Origin of the sequence: Herbaspirillum robiniae (assembly GCF_002213415.1) — a bacterium.
GTDB classification, from domain to species: domain Bacteria; phylum Pseudomonadota; class Gammaproteobacteria; order Burkholderiales; family Burkholderiaceae_D; genus Herbaspirillum; species Herbaspirillum robiniae.
The window spans coordinates 126,645-142,686 of record NZ_NJGU01000010.1 but is presented as its reverse complement, the minus strand read 5'-3'; the positions used below and the strand labels follow the sequence as shown (position 1 = coordinate 142,686).

Annotated in this window: 10 protein-coding genes and 2 pseudogenes; 1 reads left to right on the top strand and 11 read right to left on the bottom strand. The window is 66.5% G+C overall.

What is annotated here, in order from left to right:
- Positions 1-29: 29 nt before the first annotated feature.
- The gene (locus CEJ42_RS18585) at positions 30-788 is read right to left on the bottom strand and encodes a DUF2076 domain-containing protein (protein WP_088752089.1); all 759 of its coding nucleotides are present in this window, start codon (positions 786-788) and stop codon (positions 30-32) included.
- 176 nt (positions 789-964) lie between these two features.
- Between CEJ42_RS18585 and CEJ42_RS18580 the strand changes: the two genes are divergently transcribed.
- Positions 965-1,321 (top strand): hypothetical protein, encoded by a 357-nt coding sequence (locus CEJ42_RS18580; protein ID WP_088752185.1) that lies wholly within the window; start codon positions 965-967, stop codon positions 1,319-1,321.
- A 36-nt stretch (positions 1,322-1,357) separates the two neighbouring features.
- Here the strand turns inward: CEJ42_RS18580 and CEJ42_RS18575 are convergent, their stop codons facing one another.
- From CEJ42_RS18575 to hpxZ, 10 genes and pseudogenes are all read right to left on the bottom strand, one after another.
- Positions 1,358-2,068, bottom strand: a complete 711-nt coding sequence (locus CEJ42_RS18575; RefSeq protein WP_079218363.1) for a response regulator — start codon at positions 2,066-2,068, stop codon at positions 1,358-1,360.
- 10 nt (positions 2,069-2,078) lie between these two features.
- Positions 2,079-2,435 (bottom strand): annotated as a pseudogene (locus tag CEJ42_RS25445) (sensor histidine kinase); the annotation flags it as partial.
- Between the two features lie 156 nt (positions 2,436-2,591).
- Positions 2,592-4,799: pseudogene (locus CEJ42_RS18570) on the bottom strand (DUF4118 domain-containing protein); the annotation flags it as partial.
- Positions 4,800-5,176: 377 nt separating this feature from the next.
- The gene (gene kdpC, locus CEJ42_RS18565) at positions 5,177-5,764 is read right to left on the bottom strand and encodes a potassium-transporting ATPase subunit KdpC (RefSeq protein ID WP_088752087.1); all 588 of its coding nucleotides are present in this window, start codon (positions 5,762-5,764) and stop codon (positions 5,177-5,179) included.
- A 32-nt stretch (positions 5,765-5,796) separates the two neighbouring features.
- Positions 5,797-7,989: a potassium-transporting ATPase subunit KdpB gene (gene kdpB, locus CEJ42_RS18560; protein WP_088752184.1), complete on the bottom strand. Its 2,193-nt coding sequence runs from the start codon at positions 7,987-7,989 to the stop codon at positions 5,797-5,799.
- Positions 7,990-8,014: 25 nt separating this feature from the next.
- On the bottom strand, positions 8,015-9,796 hold the full coding sequence (gene kdpA, locus CEJ42_RS18555; protein ID WP_088752086.1) for a potassium-transporting ATPase subunit KdpA: 1,782 nt from the start codon (positions 9,794-9,796) through the stop codon (positions 8,015-8,017).
- Between the two features lies 1 nt (position 9,797).
- Positions 9,798-9,887 (bottom strand): K(+)-transporting ATPase subunit F, encoded by a 90-nt coding sequence (gene kdpF, locus CEJ42_RS18550; protein ID WP_079218359.1) that lies wholly within the window; start codon positions 9,885-9,887, stop codon positions 9,798-9,800.
- A 379-nt stretch (positions 9,888-10,266) separates the two neighbouring features.
- Positions 10,267-12,366 carry a diguanylate cyclase domain-containing protein gene (locus CEJ42_RS18545; protein ID WP_175354990.1) on the bottom strand — a complete coding sequence of 700 codons (2,100 nt, stop codon included), beginning with the start codon at positions 12,364-12,366 and terminating at the stop codon, positions 10,267-10,269.
- 432 nt (positions 12,367-12,798) lie between these two features.
- Positions 12,799-14,382 (bottom strand): gamma-glutamyltransferase family protein, encoded by a 1,584-nt coding sequence (locus CEJ42_RS18540; RefSeq protein ID WP_088752085.1) that lies wholly within the window; start codon positions 14,380-14,382, stop codon positions 12,799-12,801.
- A gap of 1,261 nt (positions 14,383-15,643) precedes the next feature.
- Positions 15,644-16,036 carry an oxalurate catabolism protein HpxZ gene (gene hpxZ, locus CEJ42_RS18535; RefSeq protein ID WP_088752084.1) on the bottom strand — a complete coding sequence of 131 codons (393 nt, stop codon included), beginning with the start codon at positions 16,034-16,036 and terminating at the stop codon, positions 15,644-15,646.
- Positions 16,037-16,042: the final 6 nt, after the last annotated feature.

Genomic DNA, 16,042 nt, shown 5'->3' with positions numbered 1-16,042 from the left:
GTTTTAACGCTCTCCGGCCGGTAATGCGCTCATACGATGGAATCGTCGTATCCGCCGCTGTCGTCGAGGTCGAAGTTGGCGAGGTCCGAGAGCTCATTGCCGGACGCCGCCTGGCCGGCGCCGTCGTCGGCGGACTGGTCGGCCCGCTTGTCGGCCTGCTTGTCGGCATCGCTGCCGTAGTAGTTGTTGACGGTGGTGTTTTCCACGTTTTCAACCGGCGCGCTCAATCCGTTCTGATGCGCCATGCCCGAGCTGCCGTTGCCATTCATCAGGTGCTCGATGCCCTGGAACAGGAAGGCGCCGCCCGCCACGCCGGCGGCAGTGGCCGCCACCGTGCCCAGCATGCTGCCCATGCCGCCGCCGAAGAACCCGGGGGACGGCGCCGGCGCGGCCTGGTATTGCGGAGCCGGCTGCGGAGACAATTGTTGGACCGACTGCGGCGCAGGTTGCGCGGGCGCAGCGGCATAAGCCGGCGCAAATGCGGGCGCGGGAGCGGGCCGCGCCGCCGGCGCGTGGCCCCAGGCGTTGCCGTCGAGAAAACCCGGCGCCTGGGCGCCGCCCTGCTGCGAGGCCTGCAACTGGGTCTGCAATGCGGCGACCTGCGCCTTCGATGCCGTGAGCGCCTGCTCCACCAGCAGCGCCCGCTGCACCAGCAGGTAGGCCGCATCCGGCTGCTGGGCGACGGCCGCGGCGATCATCGTTTCGGCCTGGGCATCCTTGGCGATGCCGCGCACCTGGGTCAATTGGTTGAGAAAATCCTGAAGCGTTTGTGTTTCCTGAGGACTCATGATTCCTGGCTCCCGACTTGCTTGCTGCATGAAGATATGGACTTGGCGGTTTGCAGCCGTCTTGCCGACGGCTGGGCCAATTATGCGCGCGGCGCCGACCGATCTTTGTGTCCGGAAGAATAAAGATGGAAACAGCTTGTAACATGGCGGGCTCACGGCACGCCAAGGACTCTTACATGCTTCGCTTCACGTTGATGCTGATCTCGCTTTCCCTGCTGAGCGCCTGTGCGCTCACGCGCGTCTCCGATGGCGCTCACCGCAAGGAGGTCGACGAACTCGATGCCGTCGGGTTGACGCTGGAGGCCGCCCGCGCGAAGGCTGTCGAGAACGGCTTTGCCTGCGATGCGCAGGTCCGGCGCAACGTATCGGTGGCCACGGCCGACGGGGTGCGGCGCTCAGACACGCTTGAATGCGACAAGACCTCGGCCGAGCTCATGTGCCCCCAGCGGCGCTACGTGACCTTCAACGCCGATGCGGCAAGCGGCAAGGTGTATGCCGTCGGGGCGCGCATCGCCCGGCACTCCTGCTTCTGATCCGCGACATCGCGCCCGGCGTGGAGGGCGTCCCGCCTATTCGCCCACCACCTCGGCCAGCCGGTACCCGACGCCGATCTCGGTCAGGATATGCACCGGCTGCGCCGCATCCTTCTCCAGCTTTTGCCGCAGCCGCTGCATGTAGATGCGCAGGTAGTGGTGATCCTCGGCATGCGAGGGCCCCCAGCCCGCCACCAGCAGCTGCCGGTGCGTGATGACGCGGCCGGCGTCGCGCAGCAGCGTGGCCAGCAGGCGATACTCGATCTGCGTGAGGTGCAGCGCCTCGCCGTTGCGGGTGACGCTGCGCGCCGGCAGATCGACCGTGACGTCGCCCAGGTGATAGCGGCCGCTGGCCTTTCCTTCACCCGCGGCGCGGGCGTGGCGGCGCAGCTGGGCGCGCATGCGGGCCAGCAGCTCGGGCATGCCGAAGGGCTTGACCAGGTAGTCGTCGGCGCCGGCGTCCAGCGCCTCGACCTTCTCGGACTCCTGGGTGCGGGCCGACAGGATGACGATGGGCACGCCGCTCCAGCTGCGGATCTCGGCGATGACCTGCTTGCCGTCCATGTCCGGCAGGCCGAGGTCGAGGATGATCAGGTCGGGCTTGCGCGTGCCGGCCTCGGTGACGCCTTCGCGCGCGCTGCGCGCCTCGTGGACGATGAAGCCCTCCTGCTCCAGCGCGCCTTTTACCAGCTTGCGGATGTGCGGGTCGTCTTCGATGAAGACGATATTGCCTGCGTGTTCCTGCATGTTCCTGTCCTCATTCTTCCGGCAATGCCGGCTGCGCTTCCACCGGCAGGGTGAAGCATACGGTAGCGCCCTGCCCCGGCTCCTGCCGGGCGATCCAGATCCTGCCCTGATGGGCCTCGACGATGGCGCGGCAGATCGCCAGGCCCAGGCCCACGCCGGGCGTGCTCGACTCGACGTCGCCGCGCGTGAATTTCTCGAAAGCGTGCTGCACCATCTGCGGCGGGAAGCCGCGCCCGCCGTCGCTGACGCTGACCTTCACCTGGCGCGCACCCTCGCTCTGCTCGACCTGGGCGGCGATGACGATGCCGCTGCCCGGCGGCGAATACTTGACGGCATTTTCCACCAGGTTTGAAAAGACGCGCTCCAGCAGCACCGCGTCCACGCGCAGCAGCGGCAGATCGGCGGGAATGCGGGTGTCGACGCCGCGCCCTTCGAGCGCCTTGGCCAGCAGGCGCAGGGCCGAGCCGGCCACTTCCTCCAGCGCGTTCCACTGGCGGTTCAAGGTCACCGCGCCGGCCTGCAGGCGGGCCATGTCGAGCAGGTTGTTCATCAGGCCCACCATCTTCTGCGACTGCTCGCTGATGGTGCGCGCCATCGCGCGCGCATCGGCGTCCAGCGCGGCGTTGGCCGCCAGCACGTCGGCGCTGCCCACCAGCGAGGTCAGCGGCGTGCGCAGGTCGTGCGAGATGGCCGAGAGCAGCGAATTGCGCAGGCGCTCGGACTCCATCGTCACCAGCGCATCCTGCGCCACCTCGGCGTAGTGCAGCCGCTCGATGGCCATGGCGATCTGGGAACAGAAGATCTCCAGCATCTGGCGGTTTTCCGGCAGGGCCAGCTGCGCGGCGGCGAGCTGGCGCTCTTCGTCGCTGGGCGCCTCGACCGCGAAGGCCAGCACGCCGCGGGTGCGCATGGTGGCCGTCAGCGGCAGGTACAGCGCCGTCGCCGACGGCAGCGTGGCGGTGCCGCGCCCGGCGGGCTGGCCGTTGTCATAGACCCATTGCGCTACGCCGGCATCGACGCTCCTGAGCACATGGGCGGATCCGGCGTCCGGCTCCGGCTCGGCCAGGCGCAACCGGTCGGCGCTGTCGGGCAGGAAGAAGGCGATGCGCGCGCCGAACACCGCTGCCAGGTGGCGGCGGCCGATCTCCAGGATCTGGTCCAGCGTCAGCAGCGCCGACAGCTCCTTGCCCAGCATGTAGAGGTTGCCGGCGCGCGCCTCGCGCTGCATGGCCACGCGCGCCTGGCGGCGCAGGCGTGCGGTGAGCGAGCTGATGAACAGCGACACCGCCAGCATCACCACCAGCGTGAGCAGGTATTGCGCGTCCGACACCGAGATCGAGAAGCGCGGCGCGACGAAGAAGAAGTCGAAGCACAGCACCGACAGCACCGATACCAGCGCCGAGGCCGAGCGTCCATAGCGCATCGCCACCAGCATCACGCCCACCAGGTACAGCATGATGACGTTGGCCGGGTGCAGGAAGTCGTTGAGCACGAACGCCAGCGCCGTGGTGACGGCGCAGCTGGCCACCGCCCACAGCGTGCCACGCGCGCGACGGCGGCGCGTGAGCAGGGACTCGGCGGCGTCGGCGGCGCTGTCGCGGCGCTCGTCCTCATCGCCGGCGCCGGGGCCGACGCGCCCGCGGGCGACGGTGTAGATATCGATGTTCTCGCCGGAAGCCGCAATACGCTGCGTAAGCGCGCCGCCCGGCCGGCGCAACAGGCGCCGCAGGCCGCCGCCCTCCTGGCCGATGACCAGCTTGCCGGCGTTGCGGCCCTTGGCGAACTGCAGCAGCGTGGCCGACAGATCCTCGCCGCTGATGCTGGCCGTCTCGGCGCCGAGCGACTGCGCCAGCTTCAGGTAGCCCACCACCCGCTCGCGCGCCGCCATGTCCTGGCGCCGCCCCGGCAGGTCGACGTGCACCGCCAGCCACTCGGCCTGCAGCTTGGCGGCCAGCCGCGCGGCTTCACGGATCACGCGCTCCTCGCCGGAACCGCTGCCGATGGCCGCGACGATGCGCTCGCGCGCCTGCCACAGCTGGGCGATGGAGCGGTCGGCGCGGTATTCGCGCATGTCGGCGTCGACGCGGTCGGCGGTGCGGCGCAGCGCGATCTCGCGCAAGGCGATCAGGTTGCCCTTGCGGAAGAAATTGCGCCCGGCCTTCTCGGCCTGCTGCGGCAGGTAGACCTTGCCCTGCTTCAGGCGCGCCAGTAACTCGTCGGGTGGGATATCGACCAGCATGACGTCGTCGGCCTGGTCGAACACGTGATCGGGCACGGTCTCGAACACGCGGATGCCGGTGATCTGGCCAACCACGTCGTTCAGGCTCTCGATGTGCTGGACGTTGAGGGTGGTGTAGACGTCGATGCCGGCGCGCAGCAGCTCGTCGATATCCTGCCAGCGTTTGGCGTGGCGCGAGCCGGGAACATTGGAATGGGCCAGCTCGTCGACCAGCATCACCTGCGGCTTGCGTTCAAGCGCGGCGTCGAGGTCGAACTCGGGCAGCTGGCGCTCGCGGTAGGCGACCATGCGCATGGGAAGGCGCTGCATGCCATGCAGCTGCGCCTCGGTCTCGACGCGACCGTGGGTCTCGACCACGCCGGCGACCACGTCGGTCCCTTGGCGCGCCAACGCCTGGGCGGCCTCGAGCATGGCGAAAGTCTTGCCCACGCCGGCGGAGAAGCCGAAGAAAATCTTCAGGCGTCCGCGCGCCTGGCGCTCTTCGTCGCGCATCACTCGTTCGAGCAGGTCGTCGGGGTTGGGGCGGGTGCTCATCTTGGGAGGGGTTTTGGGTGCATTGTAGTGCAGTGGTGGGGGCTGTGGTTGGGTTGGTTGGCGTCTGTTGTCTTGGTGTGGTGATGGTGGTTGGCAGGGGGTGTCTTTGAAGTCGTTTTCCTTTCCTCCACCGCCGTCATCCCGGCCTGCGCCGGGATGACGGCGATGAGGAAATCGGCAAGCTGAATTGGCAAACGCTGAGAAACAGCTACCGACATGGTGGTCACCAAGAATGTCGACCTCAACTCGAGTCGTTTCAGAGATCACCATCGGCAACGTCAGCAACAACATCATCAATACCAGACAACACCCCTCTCCCCATCAATCCCAAAAAATCACTTCCCCCCAACCTCATCCAACGCCAAATTAAGCCCCAACACATTCACCCGAGCCTCACCAAACAACCCCCACTGCGGCGCCTCGCTATTGGCCCGAACCAAAGCCCGCACCCGCTCAACATCCAGCCCCCGCGCCTGCGCCACCCGCCGCACCTGGTATTCGGCCGCGGCAGGGCTGATATGCGGATCCAGCCCGCTGCCCGACGCGCTCAGCAGATCCATCGGCACCGGCCCCTGCCCGCCGGCCTCCTGCAAGGCCTTCGCGCGCTCCTCGGCCGCCTGCTTCAAGGCCGGGTTGGTTGGCCCCAGGTTACTGCCGCCCGATGCCTCGCCGTTGTTGGGAAAGACGCCCGAGGCCGACGGCCGACCCCAGAAATAGCCGGCGCCGGTGAAGTTCTGGCCGATCAGCTCGGAGCCGACCGCCACGCCCTTGCGTTCGATCACGCTGCCGTTGGCCTGGTGCGGGAAGAACGCCTGCGCCAGTCCGGTCACGATGGCGGGATAAATCCCGCCCAGCACCACGCCCAGCAGGATGAACAAGGTCAGCGCGGGACGCAGCTGGCTCCTGGTATTGGTTTGTTTCATGATGATGTCCTCAATTGCTTGGATGAATACGTTCAGACCAGCCCGAAAGCGGCCAGCAGCATGTCGATCAGCTTGATGCCGGCAAACGGCACCAGCAGCCCGCCCACGCCGTAGATCAGCAGGTTGCGGCGCAGCAGCACGGCCGCGCCCAGCGCGCGGTAGCGCACGCCGCGCAGCGCCAGCGGGATCAGCGCCACGATCACCAGCGCGTTGAAGATCACGGCCGACATGATGGCCGAATCGGGGCTGGCCAGATGCATCACGTTCAAGGCGCCCAGCTGCGGATAGGTGGCCACGAACATCGCCGGGATGATCGCGAAATACTTGGCCACGTCGTTGGCGATCGAGAAGGTGGTCAGGCTGCCGCGCGTCATCAGCATCTGCTTGCCGATCTCGACGATCTCGATCAGCTTGGTCGGGTTGCTGTCGAGGTCGACCATGTTGCCGGCCTCCTTGGCGGCCTGGGTGCCGCTGTTCATGGCCACCGCCACATCGGCCTGGGCCAGCGCCGGGGCGTCGTTGGTGCCGTCGCCGGTCATCGCCACCAGCTTGCCCTCGGCCTGGTGCTGGCGGATCAGCGCCAGCTTCTGCTCCGGCGTGGCCTCGGCCAGGAAGTCGTCCACACCCGCCTCGGCGGCGATGGCGGCGGCGGTCAGGCGATTGTCGCCGGTGATCATCACGGTCTTGATGCCCATGCGGCGCAGTTCGCCGAAGCGCTCCTTGATGCCGCCCTTGACGATGTCCTTCAGCTCCACCGTGCCGAGGATGCGGATCGGCGCGCCATGGTTGATGACGGCGGCCTCGTTGTTCCACTCCACCACCACCAGCGGCGTGCCGCCGCGGCGGGCGATGGCTTCGATGTCGCCCTCGACCTGGCTGGGCAGGCGCTGGTCGGCCGAACGCACCAGCTTGCGAATGGCGTCGGCCGCGCCCTTGCGGATGCGACGGGTGCCGAGGTCGATGCCGGAGACGCGGGTCTGCGCCGAGAACGGGATGAACTGCGCGCCCAGGCCGGCCATCTCGCGCTCGCGCAGGTTGAAGCGGTTCTTGGCCAGCACCACGATGCTGCGGCCTTCCGGCGTCTCGTCGGCCAGCGAGGCCAGTTGCGCGACATCGGCCAGCTCGCGCTCGGCCACGCCCGGCGCCGGCATGAAGGCGGCGGCCTGGCGGTTGCCCAGGGTGATGGTGCCGGTCTTGTCCAGCAGCAGCACGTCGACGTCGCCGGCGGCTTCCACCGCGCGACCGGAGGTGGCGATCACGTTGGCCTGCATCATGCGGCTCATGCCGGCCACGCCGATGGCCGACAGCAGGCCGCCGATGGTGGTCGGGATCAGGCACACCAGCAAGGCGATCAGCGCCGTCACCGACACCGGCGAGCCGCTGCCGGCGGCATTGACCGAGAACAGCGAGAACGGCAGCAGCGTCACCGTCACCAGCAGGAACACGATGGTCAGCGCCACCAGCAGCAGCGTCAGCGCCAGTTCATTGGGCGTCTTCTGGCGGCGCGCGCCTTCGACCATGGCGATCATGCGGTCGAGGAAGGCCTCGCCCGGGTTGACCGAGACGCGCACGATGATCCAGTCGGAGAGCACCCGGGTGCCGCCGGTCACGGCCGAGAAGTCGCCGCCGGACTCGCGGATCACCGGGGCCGATTCGCCGGTGATGGCGCTTTCGTCGACGGTGGCCACGCCTTCGATGACGTCGCCGTCGGCCGGCACGGTGTCGCCGGCCTCGACCAGCACAAGGTCGCCTTTGCGTAAGGCGCCGCCCTCCACCACTTCGCATTGGTCGGCCTTGAGCTGCGCGCCGACGATGCGCGCCTGGTCGGCGCGGCGCAGTTTCTTGGCCAGCACGCTCTTCTTGACGCCGCGCAGCGCCGCGGCCTGGGCCTTGCTACGGCCTTCGGCCAGCGCCTCGGCGAAGTTGGCGAACAGCACCGTGAACCACAGCCAGGCCGCGATGGCGAAGATGAAGCCGGCCGGCGCCTCGCCCCTGGAGACCAGCGCCTGGATGAACAACAGCGTGGTCAGGATGCTGCCGAGGTAGACCACGAACATCACCGGGTTGCGCCATTGCACGCGCGGCGACAGCTTGCGGAAAGAATCGGCCAGCGCCGGCTTGACGATCTTGGGATCGAACATCCAGCGCGCGGTGCTGGGTGCCGAGGGGATCGCGTCGGCGGCCAGCGCCGGACCCGACGGGGTATTGCTAGAAGGGGTAGTCATGTTGGTATCCATTTCCGGTTGCTCGTTACATCGCCATCATCTGCAGGTGCTCGACCACCGGTCCCAGCGCCAGCGCGGGAACATAGGTCAGCGCGCCGACCAGGATCACGGCGCCGATCAGCAGCGCCACGAACAGCGGCCCGTGCGTGGGCAAGGTGCCCGAGGTCGCGGCCAGGCGCTTCTTGCCGGCCAGCGAGCCCGCCATCGCCAGCACCGGGACGATGATCCCGAAGCGGCCCAGCCACATGGCCCAGCCGGTGGTGACGTTGTAGTACGGCGTGTTGGCCGAGAGACCGGCGAAGGCGCTGCCGTTGTTGTTGGCGGCCGAGCTGAAGGCGTACAGGATCTCGGAGAAACCGTGCGCGCCGGGGTTGGCGATGCCGGCCAGGCCGTTCTCCACCATCACCGAGACGGCGGTGAAGATCAGCACCAGCGCCGGCGTCATCAGGATGGCGATGGACATCATCTTCATGTCGAACACGCCGATCTTCTTGCCCAGGTATTCGGGCGTACGGCCGATCATCAGGCCGGCGATGAACACCGCCAGCACCGCAAAGATGAGCATGCCGTACAGGCCCGCGCCGACGCCGCCGTAGATCACCTCGCCGAGCTGCATCTGCAGCATCGGGACCAGGCCGCCCAGCGGCGACAACGAATCGTGCATGGCGTTGACCGCGCCGCAGGAGGCCGCCGTGGTGATGGACGCGAACAGCGCCGAGGCGGTGATGCCGAAGCGGGTCTCCTTGCCTTCCATCATGCCGGGGCCGGAGGCGTGCAGCGAAGCCAGCATCGGGTTGGGCTGCGACTCGAAGAACATGATGGTCAGCGTCATGGCGATGAACAGGATGGTCATCGACGCCAGGATGGCCCAGCCCTGGCGACGGTCGCCGACCAGCGCGCCGAAGCTGGTGCACAGCGCGGCGGGGATGATCAGGATCGCCAGCATCTGCAGGAAGTTCGACAGCGGCGTCGGGTTCTCGTACGGGTGCGCCGAGTTGGCGTTGAAGAAGCCGCCGCCGTTGGTGCCCAGCATCTTGATGGCTTCCTGCGAGGCCACCGGCCCCATGGGCAGGGTCTGCCGGTCGGTGCTTTTCGCCTCCGTCACCGGCTCGCCCTTGGCGTCCTTCAGCGGCTGGCCGGCCGCATCCAGCTTGGGCACGGTATAGTTGGTGACTTCCAGCGTCTTCACTTCCTGATAGGGCCTGAAGTTCTGGATGCTGCCCTGCTGTACAAGCGCCAGCGCCAGGATCACCGACATCGGCAGCAGCACATAGAGCGAGGAGCGCGTCATGTCGACCCAGAAGTTGCCGATGCTCTTGCTGCTGTGGCGGGCGAAACCGCGGATCAGCGCGAAGGCGATAGCGATGCCGGTGGCGGCCGAGACGAAGTTCTGCACCGCCAGCGCGGCCATCTGCGTCAGGTAGCTCATGGTGGATTCGCCCACATAGCCTTGCCAGTTGGTGTTGGCGACGAAACTGATGGCGGTGTTGAAGGAAGAATCCGTGCCGACGTTGGCCAGCCCCTGCGGGTTCAGCGGCAGCCATTGCTGCAGGCGCTGCAGGGCGTAGACGAAGACCAGGCCGAGGAAGTTGAACAGCACCGCCGCGATGGCGTACTGCTTCCAGTCCATCTCGGCTTCGCGGCTGATGCCGCACAGGCGGTAGAACACGCGCTCGACGCCGCCGAAGAGGCGGTTCACCCTGGATTTGCCCTCCATCACGCGGGCGATGTACCAGCCCAGCGGAACCGAGAGCGTGAGCAGCACGGCCAGGTAGATGGCCAGCTGGAGATAGTTGTTGGCGTCCATGTCAGAAGTCCTCCGGCTTGATGAGGGCATAGACCAGGTAAGCCAGCAGGCCGACCGAAACGGCCAGGCCGAGCAGGGTCATGGCGTTCATTTCTTCTCGCCCTCCTGCCGCTCCAGGCGGCTGCACAGGGCGATGAAGGCCCACATCGAGATGCCGCACAAGAGCAGCATGCCCAGGTAGAGAAAATCCGTTTGCCACATTTCCCACTCCATTGTTGACGTTGTTCGATCCGGTTCCGGCGTACGGAATCGGAGACAGTCGAACGATAGGGGGATGGGCGTTAAATCCGGGTAAAACTATGGGGATGGGGTGTAAACAACGCGTAAACAAAAGCGTTGTCCGGGCTTCGCCGAGGCACGGCGGACGTCGTCAGGCGCGACAGGCGTCGCCAGACCGGCGCCTGCGCAGGGACGACGCCAGGTTTGAGAACGGGAAGCAGAAAAGGAATACGACGGGCGCAAAGCCCGGCTCAGGCGTCGGTGACCTTGCCCACTTCGACGCGGTTCTTGCCCAGGCGCTTGGCGGCGTACATGGCCTTGTCGGCCATGGCCAGCAGTTCCTCGGGGCCGGTTTCGCCGTCTTCGTCGGGCAGGTAGATGGCCACGCCGATGCTGCTGGAGACGTTGATGCGCGAGTGCGTCAGCTCGAAAGGCACGCGCATGGCGTGCAGGATCTTGTCGGCGACGTTGAGCGCGTCCTGCTGGGTCTGGAGCTTTTCGAGGATCACCACGAACTCGTCGCCGGCCAGGCGCGCCACGGTGTCGACGTCGCGCACCGAGCTTTGCAGGCGCTGCGCGAACTGGATCAGCAGCTCGTCGCCGGCCTCATGGCCGTAGCGGTCGTTGACGCCCTTGAAGCCGTCGATGTCCATGAAGAACAGCGCCATCAGCTCATGCGCGCGACGCGCCCGCATCATGCCTTCGGGCAGGCGATCGGAGAAGGCGCGGCGGTTGGGCAGGCTGGTCAGCATGTCGGTCAGCGCCAGCTCGCGCATCTGGTCGCGGAAGGCCAGGCGCTCGGTGATGTCGTGCAGGAAGGCGATGAACAGGTGGCCGTTGTGGCGCTTGACGTGGCCGACGGTGATTTCCACCGGCAGCTCGTGGCCGTCCGCGTGCAGGGCCTGCAGCTCGATGCGGTTGTTGATCACGACGCTGGTGCCGTGCTCGAGGAATTCCTGCATGCCGCGGTAATGGGCGTCGCGCATGTCGGGCGGAATGATCAGTTCGGCCATCTGGCGGCCCAGCGCCTGGGTGCGCTGCCAGCCCAGCAGCAGCTCGGCCTGGCGGTTCCATTCGACGATCAGGCCGTCCTCGTCGGCGGCGATGAAGGCGTCCTGGGCGTTTTCCAGGATGGCGCGCAACTCGGCCGCGCTTTCTTCCAGCTGGATCTGGTTGGCGTGCTGCACGTCCAGCGACTGCTGCAGGGCGATGGCGGTCTCGTGCAGGCGGCTGGTGCGCTCGGCCACGCGCTGCTCCAGGCTTTCGTTCAGGGAGCGCACTTCGCGCAGGTAGCTTTCCTCGCGCTCGACCATGCTGACCAGGGTCGAGGACAGCAGCTGCACCTCGCGATAGCTGTTGACCAGCGGGATGGGCACGTCCTGCATACCCAGCGCGCGCTGCTCCAGCGCGGCGGAGAGGTTGTTCACCGGCGCCACCAGGCGGCGCGTGAGCACATAGGCCAGCGCCACCAGCACCACCGCGATCAGCGCGCCGACCACGATCACGCGCTGCTCCAGGTCGCGGAAGGCTTCCAGCGCCACGCGCTCGGGCTGGCGCACGATCACGCTCCATTTGAGCATCATGTTTTCGCTCTGCCCGGTGCGCGAGAAGCCGGTGATGTAGTGGCGGCCGTCGGGCCAGCGCTCCAGCACGGCGCCGCCGGTCGCGGCCTTCTGCGAGGCGCGGAAGCTGTCGGTGTCGATCTTCTTTTCTTCAAGTTCCTTGGGGCCCAGCAGCACGGTGCCGTCGGCGCGCACGATCATCACTTCGACGTCGTAGCGGTCGCCCGCCGGATTGAGCAGCTTGGCCGCGATCTCGCGCGCCCAGGTCCACGACAGGTGCATGCCCATCACGCCCATGTAGCGGCCCTGCATGTCCTGCACCGGCATGGAGATGTCGACGAAGCGCCAGGGCTCGGGCTGCGGCGGCAGTTTCTTTTCCAGCAGCAGCGCGGGGTGGTAGTCGGCGGAATAGGTGTTCTTCTGGCCTTCCTTGAACCAGGGGCGCTCGCCTACGCTCTGGCCTTCCAGCAGGCCATTGGTGGCCACCATGACGGTGCCGTCGGGCTTGGCCAGGCCGATCCAGGCGTAGTTGGGGACGTTGGCCTGCAGTTCGTTGAGGACGGCGCGCATGCGGTCCTGGTCCTTGCCTTCGCGGATGGAAGGACGCGCCACCAGGATGCGCATGTCGATCTGGCGCTCGGTCATGCTGCGCTCGAGCGCGTCCTGCATTTGCCAGGCCAGTTGCTTGAGCCGGGTCTCGGCCTCGGAACGAGCGTAACCGCGGGTGAACTGATCCACCAGGATCAGCACCGAAACGGTCGTGATCAATACGGTAACAACCACCCCCATCGTGATCAACGACGACAGATTTAGTGGGGTTGGGGCTTTTTTCTTATTCAATTGGAGCAAAAATGCGGCGATACGACTGAATGCATCACGGCTCCCCCTGCGGGCCGCGCTTGTATACACGGCATCTTGCCAGATCGCTCACGTTTTTTCACCGGCTTTGCGAAAAAACTCGGAGAAATGATTTCCCCATGGAAATTTATCAATTTCAATTTTCCGACCGGCGGCGGGCCTCATTGCGAAGACCCAGACGGCAAGCACCATGCCGGGCGGCAAGGCGCTGAAATTCCGCAGTGCGGGAGGTTTTTTCGCCCGCGCGGGGAAGTGCAAAAAGACAACGGACGACAGGCGCTCCGGGGATCGCCTGCCGTCCGTCGATGGACCGCATGTCGACTGGCGGCGGGCTTGCGCCGCCGCTGCCGCTGTCTGTGCCGCTCAGATGGCGGCGCAGATCCCGTCCGCGCGGGGATCGGTGGCGCCTTCGATGACGCCGTCCGGATGCACGCACACCGCGCCGGCGTGGCCCATCATGTCGGTGTAGTCCTCCACCACCTGCACTTCATGTCCGGCGCGGCGCAGCGCCTCCACGGTCGCGGCCGGCACCCGTCCCTCGATCTTGAGGTTGGTGGAGACGTCGCCCCAGGTGCGCCCCAGCAGCCAGCGCGGCGCACTGACCGCGGCCTGCAGGTTCTGGCCAAACAGCACGTGACGGGTAAACACCGCCGCCTGCGTCTGCGGCTGTCCTTCTCCGCCCATGGTGCCGTAGGCCAGCGTGCGGCCGTCGTTCAAGCGCGCCAGCGACGGATTGAGCGTATGGAACGGCAGCTTGCCCGGCTGCAGCTGGTTGGCGCCCTCGTCCAGCGTGAAGCTGGCGCCACGGTTCTGCCACACGACGCCGGTATCGGGCGCCACCACGCCGCTGCCGAACTCCCAGAAGATGCTCTGGATATAGCTGACCACGCGCCCTTGCGCATCGGCCGCGCCCATCCAGATGGTATCGCCCGGCTTGGCCGGATGCGGCCACGGCGCGGCGGTCTGCGGATGGATATGCGTCGCCTCCTGGTCCAGCGCCTCGGCCAGCAGCCAGTCGGCGGCGTTCACGCTCATGTGGGCGGGGTCGGTGACATGCCTGTTGCGCAGGATGAAGGCGCGCTTGGTCGCCTCCACCAGGCCATGGATGTGCTCGAAGCCGTCGGCCTGCTGCACGCCGAGGCGGTCGAACAGTCCGATGATCTGCAACGCGGAGACGCCCTGCGTGGGCGGCGGCAGGTTGTAGACCCGGCCGGACTTCAGCTGCACCATCAGCGGCTGCAGCACCTGCGCGCGATAGGCGGCGAGGTCGGCGGCGCGCAGCGGGCTGCCGGCGGCCTCCAGCCCGGCGGCGATGGTCGCGGCCAGGTCGCCGCGGTAGAAGTCGTCCAGGCCGGCATCGGCCAGGCGCGCCAGCGTCGAGGCCAGCGCCGGCTGCTTCAGCACCGCGCCCTGCGCGGGGATGCCGTCCTGGGCATAGGTGGCGGCAAACCCGGGCTGGTCCTTCAGCTCGTTCCATTTGTCGCGCGTGAGTTCGTGCTGCGAGCGCGTGACCGGCACGCCGCTCTGCGCGTGGCGGATCGCGTCGGCCAGCAGCGTCTTCAACGGCAACGGACGGCCGAAGCGCTCGGCGTAATCCAGCGCCGCCGCCCAGCCGCCAATGGCGCCGGCAACGGTCAGCGCCGCGCGCGGGCCGCGCGTGGGAATGCTCTGGTCGCCGTGCGACGCGTAGAACTCCTTGGTCGCCAGCGCGGCCGATTGCCCGCACGCCTGGATCGCCACCGGTTCGCGCCCGGGTTCGCTGATGACCCAGAAGCCGTCGCCGCCGATGCCGTTCATGTGCGGATAGACGACGGCGATCGCGGCGGCGGCGGCGACCATCGCTTCAACGGCGTTGCCGCCTTCGCGCAGGACGTTGGCGCCGGCTTGCGCGGCGAGGTGGTGGGGGGCGGTGACCATGCCGCCTATGCAGGTCTTGCTGTACAACATTCGGTGGGCTCCTGGGTTTTTCTTGATGGGATGGGGGGGATGATACCTGTGGATGGGATGGGTTTCAGGGGGTGTGCAGGATTGGCATTGAGGTTGGGTTTTGGTTTGCTGGTTTGCTTGCTGTTCTTTGCTTGCTGCTGTCTGCTGTCTGCTGTTCGTTTTCCGTTTTCCGTTTTCCGTTTTCAGCGCTTGCCAATTCAGCTTGCCGATTTCCCCATCGCCGTCATCCCGGCGCAGGCCGGGATCCAGTGTCGTTGCCGTTTGTTGCGCTTCCCTGAACTCCGTTCGGACTGAGTAGCCGCTTATGGTGCGTATCGAAGTCAGTGTTGGGTAGTCTGGTCTTGCTGCATGCCGATGTACTGGCTCTGGTTCTATCTTTCTCCGGTCGAAACGGAGCGCCGGGGGCGGCCCGGCAGCCGCTCACTTTTCTTGCTCCGCCAAGAAAAGTAAGCAAAAGAAGGCGGCCCCTAAGATCCAGTCCCTTCGGGGTTCCCGCCGGAGCGCGCTAAAAAATGGGCAAGACAGAGTCGCTTCGCTCGACTGTCTTGCTGATCCATTTTTCAGCGCACTCCGGCGGCTGGATCCCAAGGGGAAATCGTTACCGGCTCGCCTGCGGCATCGCTCTGCTTGCTGCTCGCCTTCGGCTTCGGGTCATCGGGGCGCGATCTCTTGCGTCGTTGTTCAGGCAAATACTGGGTTCTTGGACGTTCATAGCCATCACTTATCCGCAACTTCAATGATCGTGCCCCACCCTACCCATCCCGATGCCGAAGGCGAGGCGACTACGCTTTCCCCTTGGGGGCCAGCCGGCGGAGGGCGGGGAAAAATGGATCAGAAAGGAGGCCGGAGCGTAGCGACTTGCCTCCTTTCCCATTTTTCCCCGCACTCCGCCGGGTACCCCTCCGCAGGAGGGGCTGGTCCTTAGGGGCCGCCTTCTTTTGCTTACTTTTCTTGGCGGAGCAAGAAAAGTGAGCGGCTGCCGGGCCGCCCCCGGCGCTCCCTTTCGACCGGAGAAAGATAGAACCAGAGCCAGTACATCGGCATGCAGCAAGACCAGACTACCCAAACAAAAACAACCGCATACACGCCGACTTCGATACGCCGCATAAGCGGCTACTCAGTCCGAACGAAATTCTCCGAGACGCAACGAACGACACTGGATCCCGGCCTGCGCCGGGATGACGGCGGTGGGGAGAAGGGCACGCTGAATGGGCAAGCGCTGAAAGCACGCAACTGACAGCACCAACAAAAACCGCAACACTCACCCCATCCAGGAAACATGCGCAGCCACAATCCTCCACCCCTGCCCAAACCGCACCCAACTATGACTCTGCCGCCCAATCCGCCGCTCCCCCTCGCGGGTGAACTCGGTATTGGCCACGGCAAAATCACGCCCGTAGGAAGTGATCACCGTCCGCCCCAGCACCCGCATCAGGTTCTTCGGCGAGCGCCCGAGCCGGAACGCCCGTATCTCGTCGACCCCCACCAGGTTCTCGGTCGCCCCGTAACGCACGGTATGCGGCCCATCCAGGAAAAGTTCGTCCAGCACCTCGACCTGGTTGGTCGTCAGCGCCACTTCATAACGCTGGAAGGCGGCCGTCACCTCGGCCAGCACTTCCGGAATATTCACCTCGAACGGCAAGCTCGCTTCCATCGGATC

What these genes read in the sequence shown, in the direction of transcription:
- CEJ42_RS18585 (WP_088752089.1), bottom strand. Translation starts at nt 788, where the DNA reads ATGAGTCCTCAGGAAACACAAACGCTTCAGGATTTTCTCAACCAATTG.
- CEJ42_RS18580 (WP_088752185.1), top strand. Translation starts at nt 965, where the DNA reads ATGCTTCGCTTCACGTTGATGCTGATCTCGCTTTCCCTGCTGAGCGCC.
- CEJ42_RS18575 (WP_079218363.1), bottom strand. Translation starts at nt 2,068, where the DNA reads ATGCAGGAACACGCAGGCAATATCGTCTTCATCGAAGACGACCCGCAC.
- kdpC (WP_088752087.1), bottom strand. Translation starts at nt 5,764, where the DNA reads ATGAAACAAACCAATACCAGGAGCCAGCTGCGTCCCGCGCTGACCTTG.
- kdpB (WP_088752184.1), bottom strand. Translation starts at nt 7,989, where the DNA reads ATGACTACCCCTTCTAGCAATACCCCGTCGGGTCCGGCGCTGGCCGCC.
- kdpA (WP_088752086.1), bottom strand. Translation starts at nt 9,796, where the DNA reads ATGGACGCCAACAACTATCTCCAGCTGGCCATCTACCTGGCCGTGCTG.
- kdpF (WP_079218359.1), bottom strand. Translation starts at nt 9,887, where the DNA reads ATGAACGCCATGACCCTGCTCGGCCTGGCCGTTTCGGTCGGCCTGCTG.
- CEJ42_RS18545 (WP_175354990.1), bottom strand. Translation starts at nt 12,366, where the DNA reads ATGGGGGTGGTTGTTACCGTATTGATCACGACCGTTTCGGTGCTGATC.
- CEJ42_RS18540 (WP_088752085.1), bottom strand. Translation starts at nt 14,382, where the DNA reads ATGTTGTACAGCAAGACCTGCATAGGCGGCATGGTCACCGCCCCCCAC.
- hpxZ (WP_088752084.1), bottom strand. Translation starts at nt 16,036, where the DNA reads ATGGAAGCGAGCTTGCCGTTCGAGGTGAATATTCCGGAAGTGCTGGCC.